Raw genomic sequence first — 17,213 nt, forward strand, 5'->3', positions numbered from 1 at the left:
TAACGCCAGGATCAACCAGAGGCCGGCTTTATGGCCGATTGGCTCCGGTGAATCGTTGGAACTATTTTTTGCCTTTATCGGCTTTTCCATGTTTTTGTTTATTATAGCTTCTATCCTGTCTTTTGTCTTTATTCTTTTCTAAAATCTTATGGAGAAGAGAAGCCAGCTATTTTAAAACCTTCTTTTTCAGCCTTTATGTACTTCATATAATACATTTATCAAGACATTTATACGTTTTCTAACACAGTGTTAGAAAAATATACTTAATTGCCCAAACCTAAGCCTGTATTGGCTTAGCTAAGATTTTAAATTCAGTAGCAACATTTGCTACCAATGTTGTAGACACATTGTCTACAAAGTCTCATTATTGAAGATTTATGACTGTTTATCATTTTTTTAGGTTCCAACACGCGGGTCAGCGAGACGCGCTTCGTGCAGGTTCGCTGCAAGCCGTTGTTAGCGGTTAATTTGTTTTTAATTTTACCCTTATATAACGTTTTCCGTTGAATTTCCAGAGACTTTCCTGTGACCAACCGGCAGTGGAAGCTTCAAAGGCAATATCCGGCATTTTCTTGATTTTCGATCTTTTTATTTTCATACAGTATCCTCCGTCAGAAAGAACAACGGAATAAGAATCTCTTTTTGGCTGAAGCACCCATATGGTACAAAGCGCATTGCCACAACCGCATCCGTCGGCAGTAGTAACAAACAGGTCTTTGGACTTACCGTCGCCGTCAAGATTAATTGGCTTGCCCAAGAATCTGCATGTCTTCCAGTCAGGATTTCTTTCACTCGACAGGATGGCTCGCACAGCATTCTCTGGTACCGGCTTCAAATCCTGGTCTTCAATGCAGAATTCCTCGGCATTGCATACGTTCAGAAAAACAAATGTCAGAAATAGTACAATAATAATCGACTTCATCATTTCCTTTCCGCTATGTTCGGCTGAGACGGCATTTTGCTTTTGTCCCAGCCGAACATAAGCGTCAGCGAGACGCATTTTTTGCGGATTCGCTGCACGCGCTTGTTAGATTCCTCTTACGGTCCCAGCTTTTTCTGGTGGTGGTGCAACATATTCATGTTTGGGTAATTTCTTTAAATCTTCAGGTTTCAAATTGTTTACTTCATTTTGTAATTCAGATTGTACTTCATTACATAATTCCGTAATTTTATCTCTTAATACAACCGTTAGGTTACAAAAATTAGCTATACCGTCTAATTTTGGATGAACATAATGAGCATCAAAAAATCCTACGCCCCAAGATTTTGGTAAATCTTCATCTGTTGTTATGATGATTGTTTTACATTCCTCGAATGGGTTTACACTATGCGCGATCAGTTTATCCCTCATGCCTTTTATCCATTGATGCACACCTATAGCATCACCAGGTAATCCCTCGAATATGCCTTCATCAAGCCCAAATCGCTTCCCAGACGCATAACATCGGCAGTATCGAATCACGCTTGCACTCCAAATGCTTTCAATTAATGTTGTGTTTGCATCTTCATTTGATTTTTCTAATTCTGGTTTTAATAAATTTAGCATTTCAATTGATTTATTGAGATCCCTTCGAATAGATTGAAGATCTGCAAACTTTTTTGAAAGAGGAGACTCATATTTTTTTGATATTAAAACTTGCTCCATTTGTATTCCCTTACGAATCTAACGAAAAAATCACCCGGGGCGTAGCGATCGGGTGTAATGATTTTGTTAGCTTTCTTCTTTTATTTCTTCAAAATCTTTTCTTATCGATTCTTTTAGGTTAGCTCTTACATTGTTGTTGATCCAATGATCTATTGATTCCTTAAATGTTAGCATTTGAGAATTATAATCGCTAATTTCTCTATGGAAGACTGTGGCTATTTTTCTTTTAAGTAATTTCTGGAACTCATTAACGTATTCACCTTTTGCTTCATGTCCCGTAAGGGGGTCAATTAGTTTTGGTATGAATATAATATTCCATGGTGCAGTAAAACAGAACACGTTTTTTGTTCTTCCGAACACATGAGAGACTTGATAATTTTGTATTGTTTTATTTTTTTTATGACCAGTCAATTCCTGAATCACTATTGTGGGCTTTTGATTATTTGTCGGATCAAATTTTATATTGATGCCAAATATGGCTTTATAAAGAGATGTTAAAATTTCATTCCCCGCGCCATTTCTTCCGGATGATCGAATATATAATTCAGTGTCTTTTTGAGAAATCCTCCTGACAAGATTAGCCCATTCATTTGAGTCTTTTTCTTGATCAGCATTGATAATATTCTTCAACCCGTTAGCGGTCCTATCTCATGTGAAAAGAACCTACTCCAGGCACTAAAAAGCTTCGACATGAAGGTACAAACTACTAAGCTACATACATTATTATCATCAATATTAACGTTAATGATTTCACAATTCTGTTCTTTACTTAGTCCAAGGCCAGTTTCTTCATTGATGCGATTCAGATACAGCTCCCACCGATTGTCACCAACAGGCACCGGAAAGAGCACGAAAGCTACAACACCGTTTTCGGAGTTCAGTTTTTTTGCATCAGCGATAATTGATTGCACATTTTTTGTGATGGGACGAGTATTTTCTTTCACTCCCTTGACCTTCCAATTTGTATTCGGGGTTTTTAGCTCTAAGGTGTACGCTTCTCCGTTATTAAGGAACGCTATATCTGCTCTATCTCGTCCGTATGGGACTTTAGATTCTACCTCTACGTTTTTAGCGCCTATTTCTTCCAAATAATGGGCAAGCTCGAATTTTAGCCAACCTTCAAATTTGGCTCTCTGTCTTATGGGAATTCGCAGGAGCGACATATTGTTTCCTAAAATTGTTACAATTCCTTTGCGAACAATATCATCCATATTCATCTATTGCTAACAAAAAATATACCAATATACTTTTTCCTTAAAACTCATATCATACTAAAGACAAAAAACCCTCAAAATGTTGCTTTTTTGAAGATAAATCGACCTGATTAATGGTGTTTGTTGATATTACCTGGTATTTGCCAGGTTGGGATAATATCGGTATCTCTACAAATGACCAAAGCAATTCAGGATATACCGTTTGAATTTTATTGATTTGCTGTCTCATGTAAACCCTTTAACTGAAATGATGATGTGTTTACATGGTGTTGGTCCTCCATCCCAGCCTTATGATATTATTACCACAATCTAATTGCTTTTCAAGGGGGAACATAGGAGATGTTCTTAAATAAGTAAATGACTATTCTCCGCCAGGAAGAAATTCTATTAAACCGATTGATCCCTGCTGTCGTACCCGCCCTTTTTTCTTTCATTCTCCTGCTATTTCAGCATGTTGTCAAGGAATATTTTATGCCATAAATGTACTATTACACAAAAGACAGAACAACCTATTCTCTCGCAGAGTTCACAGGGTACGCAGAGAAAGAGGATATACTTGTAAATTTTACCCGCAGGGTGTGCGGGTTGCCGGAATGAATCATTCTCTCTATTCCGGCAAAAGTTATCTCAACTCCGCGATCTCTGCGTACTCGAACGACCGTAAGGGAGTGGGCGTGAGGGAAAAGAATCAAAAGCATTGTCTCTCGCAGAGTTCACAGAGTACGCAGAGAAAGACGAGATATGCTTGTGGCCATAATTGCGAGAAAGCTCAATTCTGTCCACATTCCATGCCCTTGTCAGGGCAGAAATAAACCCGTATTTTCCATTAGGATAAATATCGGTGTCTGGTTATCCTTGGCATTGGGGAATTAATAATCAATTAAACCGCCCGAATTACTGCACGGTAGTGAGCGTGAGGGAAAAGAATCAAAGGCATTGTCTCTCGCAGAGTTCACAGAGTACGCAGAGAAAGGCAGGTATATCTGTGAGCAGCATCGAGGACTACCTGATCCTGCTCACACACTACGCCCCTTCGGGGCAGGGGCATAGATAAACAATAATCACGCACCGACAGGTGCCGTGAGTTTACCCTGATATGGGCATTCTCTCAAATCAGGGTAAAAAACTATTTTAACTCTGTGATCTCTGCGTACTCGAACGACCGCAAGGGAGTGGGCGAGAGGAATAAGAATTAAGGGAATGCTCACTTACTCACAGGCAAAAGGCCGATCTGACGAGATATGAGATGAGACTCAAAAACCTGCCGGAGGAAATTGCTCTCACAGTGAAAGCAATTGTGGAAATCCGTGAAACAGTTGCACGGATTTAGGAAATCTCCGTAAAAGCAATGCAGACGCTGCTTCGTACGATTCAGCCAAAAAATAACTGAGTCGATGAATCCGGTTTTCACTGAGAATACAAAAGGGGTTAGTTACTCGAAAAGGGCCTTTGCAAAGTCCCTTGCATTAAAAGGAATGAGGTCGTCAAACTTTTCGCCAACGCCGACAAATCTTATCGGTATCTTTAACGTATGGGCAATAGGCAGGATAAAACCCCCTTTTGCAGTACCATCAAGCTTTGTTATTACTATGCCTGTTACATTGAGCGCTTCGTTGAACGCTTTCGCCTGGGCTATAGCATTCTGTCCATTCGTAGCATCAACGACAAGCAATATCTCGTGAGGCGCTCCATCAATTTCTTTACTGACTATCCTTTTGATCTTTTTCATCTCCTCCATAAGGTTTACCTTTGTATGGAGTCTGCCTGCCGTATCAAGCATCAATACATCAATGCCCCTTGCTGTTGCTGCTTTTGTAGCATCATAAGCTACTGCGGCAGGATCGGAGCCTTCTTTGTGTTTAACAACCTCAACGCCGAGTCTTTCTGCCCATACCTCAAGTTGTTCTACTGCTGCCGCCCTGAAAGTATCACAGGCACCGAAGAGGACTTTCTTTCCGGATTCACCATATAACTTTGCAATCTTTGCTATTGTGGTTGTTTTACCGACACCGTTTACACCAATGGCGAGTATTATAAAAGGCCTGTGGGCATCGATGAAAACAGACGCTTCGACAGGCTTAAGAAGCGCTTCAGTCTCTTCTATCATACACTGTTTAATATCATCGGATGTTTTTATTTGTCCCCTTTTCCACCGCTCTTTCAGTGCATTTACGAGAAATACCGTTGTTTCAACGCCTACATCCGAAAGGAGCAGCGCCTCTTCAAATTCATCGAATGAATCTTCATCTATGGGCTTTCCCTTTACAGCCCATTCAATCTTTGTGAGTAACTGATCCCTCGTTTTTGTTAAACCGTTCTTTATCTTGTCAAAAAAACCCATTTTTTATCCCGTGATTTAGATAATGATATTAATATGAAGCTGTGCCGGAATTTCTATCGTAGAACCCTGTTTTAGTGGTTAAAAATTGATCAATATCGTCTTCATACCATTGCTGGTGGTTTTATGTTACATTTAAGCCCGAAACATCTAAACTTTATCATGGATTTGTTCCTCAAGCTTCCGGCTCGTACGGTTTTCCGCATAGTTTACAAAACCCGTTTTTAATAATGCCGATACACGCACCGTCGCTGCATAGTATTCTGTGTTCAAGATCAATGTCCGATTCCTCTACTTCTACGTCTTCTTCTGCTTTTTCGAATTTACTTCCGCAGACATAACAGTATGAACCAAGCTTTGAAATCTCTTTATTGCAGTTCTTACATAATATAGTCTCAATCTCGCCCGCACATTTTTCGCATATCATATTTCACCTTGCTTTAACAATTTTTGTCACCTTGCCGTTTTCAAATTCAACATAAATCGTATCTTTGTTGTCCGGCATAATCTTCCACTTTGGTTTGTATGTCCATATGATATTATTTTCAAGCGTTTTGCTTACCACATCGGGCTCACCGAGTTTTTTCCTTACTTCATCCTCGCTCATCGAGATCACAGCGTTTTCCATAGTAGGAGTTGTCTTTTTGGCTGCTTTGGATGAACTGCAAGAAAACAAAACCGGTATGCAAAGCAAAACTATGCATATGCTTAAACAAACAGGGTTTTTGCAGGTTTTCCACAATTTTTGTGGAAATGTTGTGAATAAATCATAGAATAGCGTTCTTAACATACTGATATTAAAGGCAGTTAAACTAATTTGCCTACGAACTGAGCAAATTAAAAACCTAATATATTCAGCTATTATCCCAAAAAATGTATACTTCAATATGAGCTTTTTCATAAAAATAGGTTATCACGGATTATTAAAATTATCAATGGGTTATATACCTATATTTTTTTGACGCCTTCTTAAGCCTTTCCATCATAGCTTTCCCGAGACCTGTTTCCGGTATGCTTTCAGCGTAAATAATATTAACATCATCCCGATCCAATTCGATAAGGTAAGAAAAAAAATTTGCAGCAGCTTCTCTCATATCTCCTGTGCTTGACAGAACCTTAACATATTTTGAGATTGGTGTTTCATGCGGTTTCCTGAAGGCGAGAAAAGATGACTGCATATCATGTATCTCGTCAATTGTATGAATAATTTTCAAGGGTTTTATTGGTGCATAGTGATAGGGCAGTTGCCCTGGCGCTTCACAGGCGTTATTTTTCTCCTTTTCATAAACAGACCCTACTGTTGCGGAAAGTTCTTCGAAACTGATTGCGCCATGTCTGTGCAGATATGTTTTGCCTTCGTTGAAGGACACTATTGTTGACTCTATTCCGTAGTTGCTGTTTCCTCCATCCAGTATCAGCGGCACCACCTCTCCAAGCATCTTTGCAACATGTTGCGCATTGGTGGGGCTTATGTAACCGAAAGGGTTGGCGCTTGGCGCGGCTATGGGATTATTGAAGCTCCTTATAAGTTGTAACGCTACCGGATGAGAGGGCATGCGTATGGCCACTGTGGAGAGGCCGGCAGTAACGATATCGGGTATGGTATCCTGTTTTTTAAGTATCAGGGTAAGGGGGCCGGGCCAGAATCTATCGATCAGCTTTTCGGCTTCAGGGGGTATATAATCCGCAATGGTTGATATCCATTCCCTATCTCCTATGTGGACAATGAGCGGGTCAAATTTCGGCCTCTTTTTGATCTCAAATATTTTTGCGACAGCATAAGGGTTCAGGGCGTCAGCGCCAAGGCCATATACGGTCTCTGTGGGAAAGGCAACAACGTCACCTTTTTTCAATATTGTAACTGCTTTGTCTATCGATGAATGTTCAAAACCGTTCAAAAATTCCATACAGGGTAATATTATGTCTTCGGAGGAGGGGCTTTAGTATCCTTTTCATCTTTTGGGGTGATATCTGTTTCATCCGGCTCGTTGATTGATTTTTTAAAGCTCTTTATACTCTTGCCGATAGCACCCCCGATCTCCGGCAGTTTACCAGCTCCGAAAATGACCAGGGCTATCACCATTATTACAATGAGTTCCGGCATTCCAAGGCCAAACATATACTTCCTCCTTGCACATATGCTTACGGGCATGTGCATGCCCCAGTAACTTACTTGCGTCACCCGTGAGAATCTATTTAGCTTGCACAGCAAGCAAGAGGGGGTGGCTCCGACGGCTTTGCCGGTGGAGGGGACGACCCCCTTACGGGGACAGGCGCAAACCCCGGTAATAGAAGTATCACTTTTACAATATATTAGTCAACAACATAACCTGTTGCCCCTACCTGACTACAAAACCCACTGAATCGAGGACATAGTTTTGTTTATCGACGATTGATAATTCATACCTGCCGCGTGCAGGCTTCCATAAAAAGAGCGGACTGAATACACCGGTCTTTTTGTCGTTCAATACCCACTCATACTGCCGGGTTGACGGTTGGAATCTGAAAGGGACACGTTGAAGCTCGTCCGGGATCTCAGGATCGATGCTGATAAGCGTTTCATCTGCCGGGTAGACGATGTGCGGCTTCAACTGGGATGCATGTAGGTAAACCTCATTGTGTGAATCAATTATCCTTAAAGTTTGTTGGTTTGTACCACTTCTTTTAACGCCTTTTGTCTTCTTTCCATAACATAATCCATAGGCAGCACAAGATCCTCTGCCTTGAAAAAATCTCCAGTTGCCCAGCATCCGTATCGCCGGAGGGTAACTATTGTTCTTCATGACCTCCCCTACGGCTGCTACCTGTACAATCTGGTGGGTTTCGGGATGCATATATGAGGTAAATCCATCGGGATCTACGGGAAACTTGATCTTCATCGCTTACATTGCCTTGATCAGCGCCTTGGTGTCATGGGGATTACCCGCTTCTTCGATAGCTTTCGCCAAAAGGTGGACCGCAGAGTAAAAGTCTTCGAAAACAACTGAAGGATATTCTCCGGTTGAATGTCTTATTTTCTCGACAAAATTACGTTTTGTTTCAGTGTCGGGCCAGTTGAGGAAATTGGAACCAGAAAAGTACATGCCGAGGGGCACCTCATCTTTTGAATCACTAAAATTTTCATAATGGCCCCCTGCAATAAATTTGCAGGCAATGGTGCGTGAAAAAAGCTTTCTTAAATTGCCCTGTCTGATGAACTCTCTGAAGTCGCCGGCATAGAGCCCGATCACAAGGACGTCAGGATTGTCTCTGAGAATAGAAGAAATAAAGGGACTGTAGTCCCTGGTATTCAATTTTGGCCAGTATGCAGTGACGAACCTGTAATCGACTCGAAAACGTTTGAGATTGTGTTGAAACTCAATGAGATTTTCCTGTCCATATCGGTTGTCCGGCCCGATATGGACCATTGACCGCCAGGGTTTGGTTTTTTTAATTCCCTGAGAAAGAGAGTGCCTGCCGCCATAGCTTGAAAGGAGTTTTTGCGGACGTTGAAATAAAAGGGCTGGAAAAATTCAATAGTCAGTGTTGATGAAGAATGGGCCGATCCGATAAATATCTTCTTGTATTTGTGGGATACTTCGGTAACCTTTATGGCCACTTCCGAACTGAGGACGCCTATAAGAAAATCCGCCTTATCTTCGGTAATGAGCTTCTCTGCAAGGCGGCCAGCATAAGCCGGCTTCGATTTGTCGTCAGCAAAAACAGCTTCAAATCGGTATCCGGCTGCACCTCCTTTGGCGTTAATATCATATATAACCCCCTATAAGGATCATACGTACCCTTCCTTATCATTCTGATTCAATTCCGGCTATTTTGCAACCTAAATAATGTATGAAATATCATTATTCTTTGCAGGCTGTTTTGTTGTAAATCGGTTGAGGTTTTTCCTCATGCTTGTAATTGAAAACCATTCACGGTTTTATTGGTGATACTGTTCAATTTTTATTGAAAACAGGGAAAACGTGAGGATAGGCCGGTTGATATAAAAAATTTGACAAATATCTGCATTGGTGTTTCATTTGATTATAAAACAAATTCTTATTGTGTTAAGAAGATATTAAAAGATGCTGTTATAAAAGATGCTGTTATAAAAGATGCTGTTATAAAAGATGCTGTTATAAATGGTATTCAAATTCGGTTTTAGAACAACAAGAATAAAACGGACATGCGGGATCAGGAAGATTTCCGGGTCTGTAAGAGGAGGCTTTTGATGAAAAAACTTGTCCTTGTACGACATGGAGAAAGTGTCTGGAACATGGAGAACCGTTTCACCGGTTGGACCGATGTGCCGCTCTCAGAAAAAGGTACAGAGGAAGCAATTCAGGCCGGACGTATACTTAAAAAAGAGGGGTATGTTTTTGATGTGGCATTTACATCAGTGCTGAAGCGGGCGATAAAAACCCTCTGGATCGTACTTGAAGAAATGGATCTTATGTGGATTCCCATTTATAATAGCTGGCGGATCAATGAGCGTCATTACGGGGCGCTGCAAGGTCTTAATAAAGCCGAAATGGTCGAACAGCACGGGATGGAGCAGGTCCTTCTCTGGCGCCGCAGTTACGATATCCGCCCTCCGGCGCTCACACCGGATGATCCGCGCTACAATGGCAAGAATCCCATGTATACCGGTTTAAAACCCGAGGAGATACCTTTCACAGAATGTTTGAAGGATGCTGTTGAACGTTTTATTCCTTTTTGGGAGGGCACTGTAGCACCGGCTGTCTCAGGGGGCAGACATGTGGTTATCTGTGCCCACGGGAACAGTCTCCGTGCCCTTGTAAAGTATCTGGATGATGTACCGGATGATGAGATTACTTCCCTCAATATCCCTACAGGAATACCCCTTGTATACGAGCTTACAGATGACCTTACGCCGATCAGGAGCTATTACCTGGGAGACCAGGAGGCGGTAAAACATGCGATGCAATCTGTAGAAGACCAATTAAAGAAATAAAAGAGTAAAATAAAGTTGATTTTGCAATTTCCCTGTGCGATATTATTAAGCGAAGTTTCGGAAGCACCTGTTGTTTTGGCCGCAAATTGCCTTTGATTTTTTGTAGTCACCCACAACACAGTTCCGTATTCTTCAATATTATTCAAGGAGGGTTTAATCCTATGGTAAAAGGGACTGTTAAGTGGTTCAACGAGTCAAAAGGTTTTGGTTTTATAACTGGTGAAGATGGAAATGATGTTTTCGTACATTATTCAGCCATCCAGGACAGTGGTTTCAAATCACTTTCTGAAGGTCAGGAAGTGACATTTGAAGTTGTCAGCGGTCCGAAGGGGCCAGCAGCGGCAAACGTAGTAAAACTCTAAGCCAGCCAAGCAGGCCCGGATTCCTCCGGGTCTGCTCAATAATATACCCTGCAAAGTTTGAATAAGGTTTTTGTCTTTGTGTAATATAATACTACCTTGTCTACCCCCCTGACAGAAAAACAAGGACAGACATAGAATCACCATCTTTTGTCCCATAGGCCAGTTCGTTCATGCCTATACCCTGCCCATTCACAAGTATTTCTATATAACCCTTTAGCTTGCCGTTCTTATCAAACATCTTCTTTTCCATGGCAGGATGAACTTTTAATATTGATTTTATACATTCGCCGACGGTTTTTCCCTCAACATCCATCTGGACTTCAACGCCGTCTTTCAGTACGGGGTGGAGCGTTGCCTTAATACTCATCTTTCACCTCCGCTGCACACAGGGCAGTCTTTTTTCTTATTTATATTTATTATCATAAATTCCATTGTTTCTCCGTTCACATACAGCATCCTGCCGGCCAGAAGCTCGCCGAGACCTGTAAGGAGCTTTATTGCCTCCATTGTCTGCAAGGATGCAATCAGGGCGGGGGTTGCCCCGAATACGGGAAATGGTTTTTTTCCCTCTATGCCCCGTGGATAGAGACATTCAAGACACGGTGTCTTACCGGGTATAATGGTAGTCAATTGACCTTCCAAACCGCGGATCCCTCCGAAGATGTAGGGGATACCCTTTTTGAAGCAGTATTCGTTGAGAATAAACCTTGTCTCCATGTTATCCATACAGTCCATGACAAGGTCTACCCCGTTCAGGAGTTGCCCGGCATTTTCGCTTGTTATCCTGACATGCAGAGGTATAATTTCCATTTTTGAATTCATTTGTTTCAGCTTATTTGCAGCCGAGATGACCTTTTGCTCATTAACGTCTCTCTCCCAGTGAAGGGACTGACGGTTAAGGTTTGAGAATTCCACAACATCACAATCAATGATGGTGAGTTTGCCGATGCCGGCATAGGCAAGGTTTGTTGCATTGGGAGAGCCCAGTCCTCCAACGCCTGCAATCAATATATGGGATTTTTTCAGCTTAATCTGACCTTCTTCACCAAAGTCGGGGTAGATCATTTGCCTGGTGTATCTTGCATGCTCTTCTTCGCTCAATGAAATAGGTTCTGTATTCATTTATTTTATTCCAACCTCCTTTTCATATCTGCAAAATCAGATAAAGTAATTCTTTCTCAAATCCTTAGGCCTGATTGATATTGGATAATCTCCGTGTTTTTTAAATATGAAGGGGAAACACGCGAGTTCCACTGTTCTGTGTTCAGTAAAAATCAATTATTGATTTAATTCACACTTTATTTTTGTCAAAACATTAATGTTTTTTGAGTCCTTTATTTTGACAATAATTTATACCATAATTAACCTAATCTGCTAAATAATTTTTCAATAAATTGTTTACCAGGATGCTGATTTGACTGTTTTTCTATAATACAAGAATACTGGTTATTATAGAATAAAGCTCAAAAAAACCCACGATCATATTTGATGAAATAATCTTCTGAAATATTAAATCTGCAAATTATATTTAATACTTGCAAAGTATTATTTTCAGATGAACAGATAAAGTAACCGATTTTAAAAAACAAAGCTTTAATGGTTCTGTTTTTTTACTTTGAAACCTGATTTTGTCCTATTTTTTGATTGCCCAGCGGGTACATACCCCGTAGCTTGCCGCGGGGTAATTCATTTCTCTTTTTTGTAAAACCAAACTAATTCAATGTGGAAAAGATCCGGCATCGTTTAGTCGGGATCTGAATTTCCTGCTTAAACCAACAATACCAAGAAAACCAAGTATTGCAAACAGTATAGATGATTGCTCGGGCACACTGAGATTTTGGTTGTATGTATATGTAACCTGGCCGGTTAAGCTCCCGGTCGTGGTTTGAGATGTATCAACGTTCCCTCCTGAAAATGAAGTCCATGACATAGTTAGGCTGGAAGCGGGGAGATCAATATTCCCAGTACCTGAAAATTCAGCCAGCATTGCAGGGTTGTTAGAATTCATAAATATGTTCTGGCTTCCATTAAAAAGGGTTGACACCCTGGTTTGACCGGGGGCAAGGGGAAGCAGAGGGGTGGCGAATAAATAACCGGTGCCTGTCGGCAAACTTATGTCAAGCTGGCTGCCATAAGGATCAGGTAAAAGGTTTAGCGGGTCAGTTACACCCATCATGAGTTCGGTCTTTGCACTGCCGTATCTAACCGGTGTGGTACCTGTATTTTTAACTGTAATTATTGTTTCCATGCCGCCTGAAAGTCGTAGTTCCATATCGGTTAATGTTGCATTCGGTATATTGAATTTCTGAAATTGAAGGGAATATGAAGCGGCCCAGTCAGTCAATGTCAATGGAATAGGGGTTGACGTAGTGTACGAAACTGTGTCTGCCTTTGCACCTGCAATAGCTAAACATAAAATCAAAAGAAAAGTGGTTGAAAATATTATTGATTTTTTTGTCATCTTTATTGTACCTCTCATTTTACATCATAAATAAAATACATTTTTATTTTAACACAGTATAGTTTTTTTGTCAAGATATATTACATTACAATAACAGGCAGTTTGGTTAATATTGGCACATTACTTTACGCAAAAACATTCATAATATTCATATTATTTTTTCAACAGAAACTTATTTTAACCTGGATCAGAAAAATGTTAATGATGTTTGTCCGGTTTTATTGGTGCGTTTAAAATAACTGTAAAATGTGAATATGACCCACATAATCCGGGTTAAACTTAATTTCGCTTTTTTTTCTCTGATTTTATTAAGAATATGAAAATGCACCCCAAAAGACATATCGCAGGTATAGCGAATAATGCACCGCCACGAAGATGCAAAAACTCCAGGACAGGATGCTGTGGATTTAAATAAATTGCCATCATAGAAAGCACAAAAATACGGAAACCGTTCTTCAATATAATAATTGGAAAAACAGAAAAGATAAACAAAGCTCTTTTCCACCCGGTGTACAAAAAAAGATAACTTGAAAATATAGCAGGCATCAATATTCCCATGGCAGAGCGAATTCCACTGCATTGCTGGTCAATTGATATATCAATACCTGGACAATGAAAAACAAACCCTTCTTTCAAAAATGAAATTCCGGCAAGCTTAAATAAAATATAAGTGATCCATGCAGATATAACATTCAATGTATAGATAATCTTGTCCAGCAATAGGCTTGGAAAAGGAATTATAAATAAAAGAAATAAAAACGGGAAAAATGCCGCCCGAAAAGCATTTATACCATACAAAACAATAAAACTGCCTATCCACAATATAAGAGCAGAAATGATTACCAGCGCAACATAATCATTCATACCAAGATTTTCTCTCATGTTTCTTCCAAGCAAAAAAAGAATAATCCCGACTGCCAGAAGCGGGATGCCAACTGCATAAGAATGCTCCAGATTAGAGAAAATAATTTTCCTTTTTTTATAGATTAGATATCCGCTTGCTAATGGGACTAAAATAATGTGGGAGTAGTACTCAGCATAAGTATCAATTCGAAATAGAATTATCAGAGCCTCAAAACATATTCTTAATATCACCAGAGTTGAAATAAAAAAAATACTATTTCTTTTATTAAGATACGCTTTAAGAGAGATAAATATATTTTTCAATTTTTACCTTATTTTAAGATTATTCAGGTATTTTAAACTATTTCATTTTTATTGCAAAAGATTTTTTAGTTTGGTTTTTTTAAATCTGTTGTTTTGCATTTTCATAGCCTCTAAAAAACTCTGATATCAAAGGTAATAGCCACGAATTGCTGCACTTGGGCCAGGGCTGTTTACTCCAACCTTGAAATCTGATACATTAGTTAGGTTGTGGATAAGATAACTATAAAAGGGGCAAGGCAACATAATCTCAAAAACATAGACGTGGAACTTCCACGGAATAAGATAGTGGTAATCACGGGACCGAGCGGTTCAGGCAAGTCAACCCTTGCCTTTGATACCATCTATGCGGAGGGTCAGAGGAGGTACGTAGAATCGCTTTCATCGTACGCCCGGCAGTTCCTCGAACTGATGGACAAGCCCGATGTGGACTATATTGAAGGGCTGTCCCCGGCAATAAGCATCGAACAGAAGACCTTAAGCAAGAACCCTCGCAGCACAGTCGGCACCGTGACAGAGATCTACGACTATTTACGGCTCCTCTTCGCACGCATCGGCCATGTATTTTGCTATAGCTGCGGCAAGGAGATAAAGAGCCAGCATGTCCCCCAGATTGTGGACAGTATTCTTTCCCTTGGTACAGGGACAAAAATAACCATCCTTGCGCCCATTGTAAGGGGCAGAAAAGGTGAGTACAGAAAAGAGATAGACGAGTTAAGGAAACAGGGTTTTACTAAAATAAAGCTCAACGGGAAGATCATCGATCTGTCAGAAGATGTTGTCCTCGACAAAAATAAAAAGCATGAGATAGACGTTGTTATAGACAGAATTGTCCTGCGCGACGGGATTGAGCGAAGGCTCTATGAGGGGGTTGAGCTTGCCCTACATAAGGCAGGGGGGATTGTAAAAATAGAGACGGATAAGAGTATACAGATATTCAGTGAAAAGTTTGCCTGTCCGGATTGTGGAATAAGCTATCCGGAAATTGCTCCCCGGATGTTCTCCTTCAATAACCCTTATGGGGCATGTCCAAACTGTTCCGGCCTCGGGGTAAAGGAGTATTTCGATCCTGTCCTGATCATCCCCAATCATGACCTCTCGCTCCGGGAGGGCGCTGTTATTCCCTGGAGTGAAAAGAACCCGGTCCATTTTTTACCCTTTCTCGAAGCGCTGGTAAATCACTATAAAATTGACGTGAATACGCCCTTCAAAGAGCTTCCTAAACATGTTCAAAATGTAATCCTCTACGGTTCTGACAAGGAGGAAATAGAGTTTTTCCATGACAGAGGCGCCAGGAGAGAATTTGTCAAGAAACCATATCAGGGCGTTATAAATGAACTGCAGCATGAATGGGAAAGGGCAGACTTCTGGGGAAAGGAGAAGCTTGAGAGATTTATAAATCTGATTCCATGTCCGGCCTGCAAAGGCGCAAGGCTAAAAAAAGAAATGCTCTGGGTAAAAATAAAAGATAAGAACATCGACGATGTTGCGAAGATGACAATCGCCGGATGTCTCACTTTTTTCAATTCATTATCCTCCAAAGCACAATCATCGGCAATAACAATGAAAGAACAAGAGATAGCCAAGACAATACTCAAAGAGATCGCCTCCCGCCTGAAATTTCTGATTGATGTGGGACTTGACTATATTACCCTGAGCAGGAATTCCGCCACGCTTTCATCGGGGGAATCACAGAGGATACGCTTGGCAACACAGATCGGATCAGGACTTACGGGGGTGCTGTATGTGCTCGATGAGCCCAGTATCGGGCTCCATCAGAGGGATAACGAAAGGCTTCTCACAACCCTGAAGAGGCTTCGCGACCTCGATAATACCGTGATTGTGGTAGAGCACGACCAGGATACGATTATGTCTTCAGACTATGTGGTAGACCTGGGTCCCGGTGCCGGTGAAAACGGAGGATATCTCGTATTTCAGGGCACACCGGCAGAGTTGATAAATCACAGTGAATCAATAACAGGCATGTATATATCGGACAGGCTGAGGATAGAAGAACCCGAGAAGAGGCGTGTGCCGAAGGCCTTTATTAATATAAGAGGCGCAAGGGCGAATAACCTGAAAAACATCGACGTCGATATACCGCTCGGGGTATTTACCTGTATTACCGGTGTTTCAGGGTCAGGAAAGAGCACCCTTGTTGTTGATACACTCTATCCCCTGCTCAAACAAAAATTGTATAAATCCAAAGACAGGGCTGGAGAGGTGGACGGAATTTCAGGCTTTGAGATGATAGACCGGGTTATAGACATCGATCAGTCTCCCATCGGGAGAACGCCAAGATCCAACCCGGCCACATATACAGGCATATTCACCCACGTCAGAGAATTGTTCTCCAAGCTTCCCGAATCACGGATGAGGGGGTACAGGGAAGGCAGATTCAGTTTCAATGTAAAGGGAGGCAGGTGTGAGACCTGTGCAGGCGAGGGTTTTGTAAAGATCGAGATGCAGTTTTTACCCGATGTCTATATAGTTTGCGACGTTTGTAAAGGCAAACGATACAACCTGGATACCCTGGAAGTTAAGTATAAAGGCAAGAGCATTGCCGATGTCCTTGAAATGACCGTTACACAGACTACAGAGTTTTTTGATGCCTATCCCCACATAAAAACCAAGCTCAAGGTGCTCAACGATGTAGGTCTGGGTTATATCAGACTTGGGCAGGCAGCAACTACGCTGTCAGGAGGCGAAGCGCAACGGATTAAACTTTCAAGGGAACTTTCGAAAAGAGATACGGGAAGCACACTCTATATCCTTGATGAACCCACAACGGGTTTGCATTTTGCAGATATCGAAAAGCTGCTCCACGTACTTTCCGAACTTGTTGAACGGGGCAACACAATAGTAGTTATAGAACATAATATGGATGTGATAAAATGTGCCGATTACATTATAGACCTGGGACCTGAAGGCGGAGAAAAAGGCGGCCAGGTCATTGTAAAGGGAAGTCCTGAAAAGATACTACTGACAGATGAGAGCTATACCGGGATGTTTTTAAAGAAGTATTGGGAAGAACAGGAGGCCAGAAGGTCACAAAGGAAGAAGGCAAAAACATGA

18 protein-coding genes are annotated in these 17,213 nt (G+C 41.1%); 3 read left to right on the forward strand and 15 right to left on the reverse strand.

Annotation, left to right across the window (positions count from 1 at the left end):
* Positions 1 to 463 precede the first annotated feature (463 nt).
* The 11 genes from NT178_11205 to NT178_11255 form a co-directional block, all read right to left on the reverse strand.
* Positions 464 to 925, reverse strand: coding sequence for a hypothetical protein (locus NT178_11205; GenBank protein ID MCX5813096.1), 462 nt, complete (start codon positions 923 to 925; stop codon positions 464 to 466).
* Positions 926 to 1,027: 102 nt separating this feature from the next.
* Positions 1,028 to 1,645, reverse strand: coding sequence for a hypothetical protein (locus tag NT178_11210; protein ID MCX5813097.1), 618 nt, complete (start codon positions 1,643 to 1,645; stop codon positions 1,028 to 1,030).
* Positions 1,646 to 1,711: 66 nt separating this feature from the next.
* Entirely contained in the window at positions 1,712 to 2,275 is a 564-nt protein-coding gene (locus tag NT178_11215) for a hypothetical protein (protein MCX5813098.1), read from the reverse strand.
* Positions 2,272 to 2,862, reverse strand: coding sequence for a hypothetical protein (locus NT178_11220; protein ID MCX5813099.1), 591 nt, complete (start codon positions 2,860 to 2,862; stop codon positions 2,272 to 2,274). Before NT178_11220 ends, NT178_11215 begins: the two co-directional genes overlap by 4 nt.
* Positions 2,863 to 4,291: 1,429 nt before the next feature.
* A complete protein-coding gene (ftsY, locus tag NT178_11225) occupies positions 4,292 to 5,200 on the reverse strand; it encodes a signal recognition particle-docking protein FtsY (protein MCX5813100.1) in 909 nt (302 codons plus the stop codon).
* 172 nt (positions 5,201 to 5,372) lie between these two features.
* A complete protein-coding gene (locus NT178_11230) occupies positions 5,373 to 5,624 on the reverse strand; it encodes a hypothetical protein (GenBank protein MCX5813101.1) in 252 nt (83 codons plus the stop codon).
* Positions 5,625 to 5,627: 3 nt separating this feature from the next.
* Positions 5,628 to 5,825, reverse strand: a complete 198-nt coding sequence (locus NT178_11235; protein MCX5813102.1) for a hypothetical protein — start codon at positions 5,823 to 5,825, stop codon at positions 5,628 to 5,630.
* A gap of 304 nt (positions 5,826 to 6,129) precedes the next feature.
* A complete protein-coding gene (locus tag NT178_11240; protein MCX5813103.1) occupies positions 6,130 to 7,104 on the reverse strand; it encodes an L-threonylcarbamoyladenylate synthase in 975 nt (324 codons plus the stop codon).
* Between the two features lie 11 nt (positions 7,105 to 7,115).
* Positions 7,116 to 7,316 carry a twin-arginine translocase TatA/TatE family subunit gene (locus NT178_11245; GenBank protein MCX5813104.1) on the reverse strand — a complete coding sequence of 67 codons (201 nt, stop codon included), beginning with the start codon at positions 7,314 to 7,316 and terminating at the stop codon, positions 7,116 to 7,118.
* Between the two features lie 220 nt (positions 7,317 to 7,536).
* Entirely contained in the window at positions 7,537 to 8,076 is a 540-nt protein-coding gene (locus NT178_11250) for a hypothetical protein (GenBank protein MCX5813105.1), read from the reverse strand.
* A gap of 3 nt (positions 8,077 to 8,079) precedes the next feature.
* On the reverse strand, positions 8,080 to 8,631 hold the full coding sequence (locus NT178_11255; GenBank protein ID MCX5813106.1) for an ABC transporter substrate-binding protein: 552 nt from the start codon (positions 8,629 to 8,631) through the stop codon (positions 8,080 to 8,082).
* A 776-nt stretch (positions 8,632 to 9,407) separates the two neighbouring features.
* On the opposite strand from NT178_11255, the gene gpmA reads away from it, so the two are divergent.
* Positions 9,408 to 10,151, forward strand: a complete 744-nt coding sequence (gpmA, locus tag NT178_11260) for a 2,3-diphosphoglycerate-dependent phosphoglycerate mutase (protein ID MCX5813107.1) — start codon at positions 9,408 to 9,410, stop codon at positions 10,149 to 10,151.
* 161 nt (positions 10,152 to 10,312) lie between these two features.
* The gene (locus NT178_11265; GenBank protein MCX5813108.1) at positions 10,313 to 10,513 is read left to right on the forward strand and encodes a cold-shock protein; all 201 of its coding nucleotides are present in this window, start codon (positions 10,313 to 10,315) and stop codon (positions 10,511 to 10,513) included.
* Between the two features lie 100 nt (positions 10,514 to 10,613).
* On the opposite strand, the gene NT178_11270 is transcribed toward NT178_11265, so the two are convergent.
* From NT178_11270 to NT178_11285, 4 genes are all read right to left on the reverse strand, one after another.
* On the reverse strand, positions 10,614 to 10,880 hold the full coding sequence (locus tag NT178_11270; protein ID MCX5813109.1) for a ThiS family protein: 267 nt from the start codon (positions 10,878 to 10,880) through the stop codon (positions 10,614 to 10,616).
* Positions 10,877 to 11,635, reverse strand: a complete 759-nt coding sequence (locus NT178_11275) for a HesA/MoeB/ThiF family protein (GenBank protein ID MCX5813110.1) — start codon at positions 11,633 to 11,635, stop codon at positions 10,877 to 10,879. The genes NT178_11270 and NT178_11275 overlap by 4 nt, the downstream gene beginning before the upstream one ends.
* Before the next feature lie 595 nt (positions 11,636 to 12,230).
* Positions 12,231 to 12,935, reverse strand: coding sequence for a choice-of-anchor E domain-containing protein (locus NT178_11280; GenBank protein ID MCX5813111.1), 705 nt, complete (start codon positions 12,933 to 12,935; stop codon positions 12,231 to 12,233).
* A 318-nt stretch (positions 12,936 to 13,253) separates the two neighbouring features.
* A complete protein-coding gene (locus NT178_11285) occupies positions 13,254 to 14,141 on the reverse strand; it encodes an exosortase/archaeosortase family protein (GenBank protein ID MCX5813112.1) in 888 nt (295 codons plus the stop codon).
* A 207-nt stretch (positions 14,142 to 14,348) separates the two neighbouring features.
* Here NT178_11285 and uvrA point away from each other — a divergent pair, with 207 nt between their 5' ends.
* A complete protein-coding gene (gene uvrA, locus NT178_11290; GenBank protein ID MCX5813113.1) occupies positions 14,349 to 17,213 on the forward strand; it encodes an excinuclease ABC subunit UvrA in 2,865 nt (954 codons plus the stop codon).

The sequence above is a fragment of the Pseudomonadota bacterium genome, from assembly GCA_026388255.1.
Taxonomy (GTDB): Bacteria; Desulfobacterota; Syntrophorhabdia; order Syntrophorhabdales; family Syntrophorhabdaceae; genus JAPLKB01.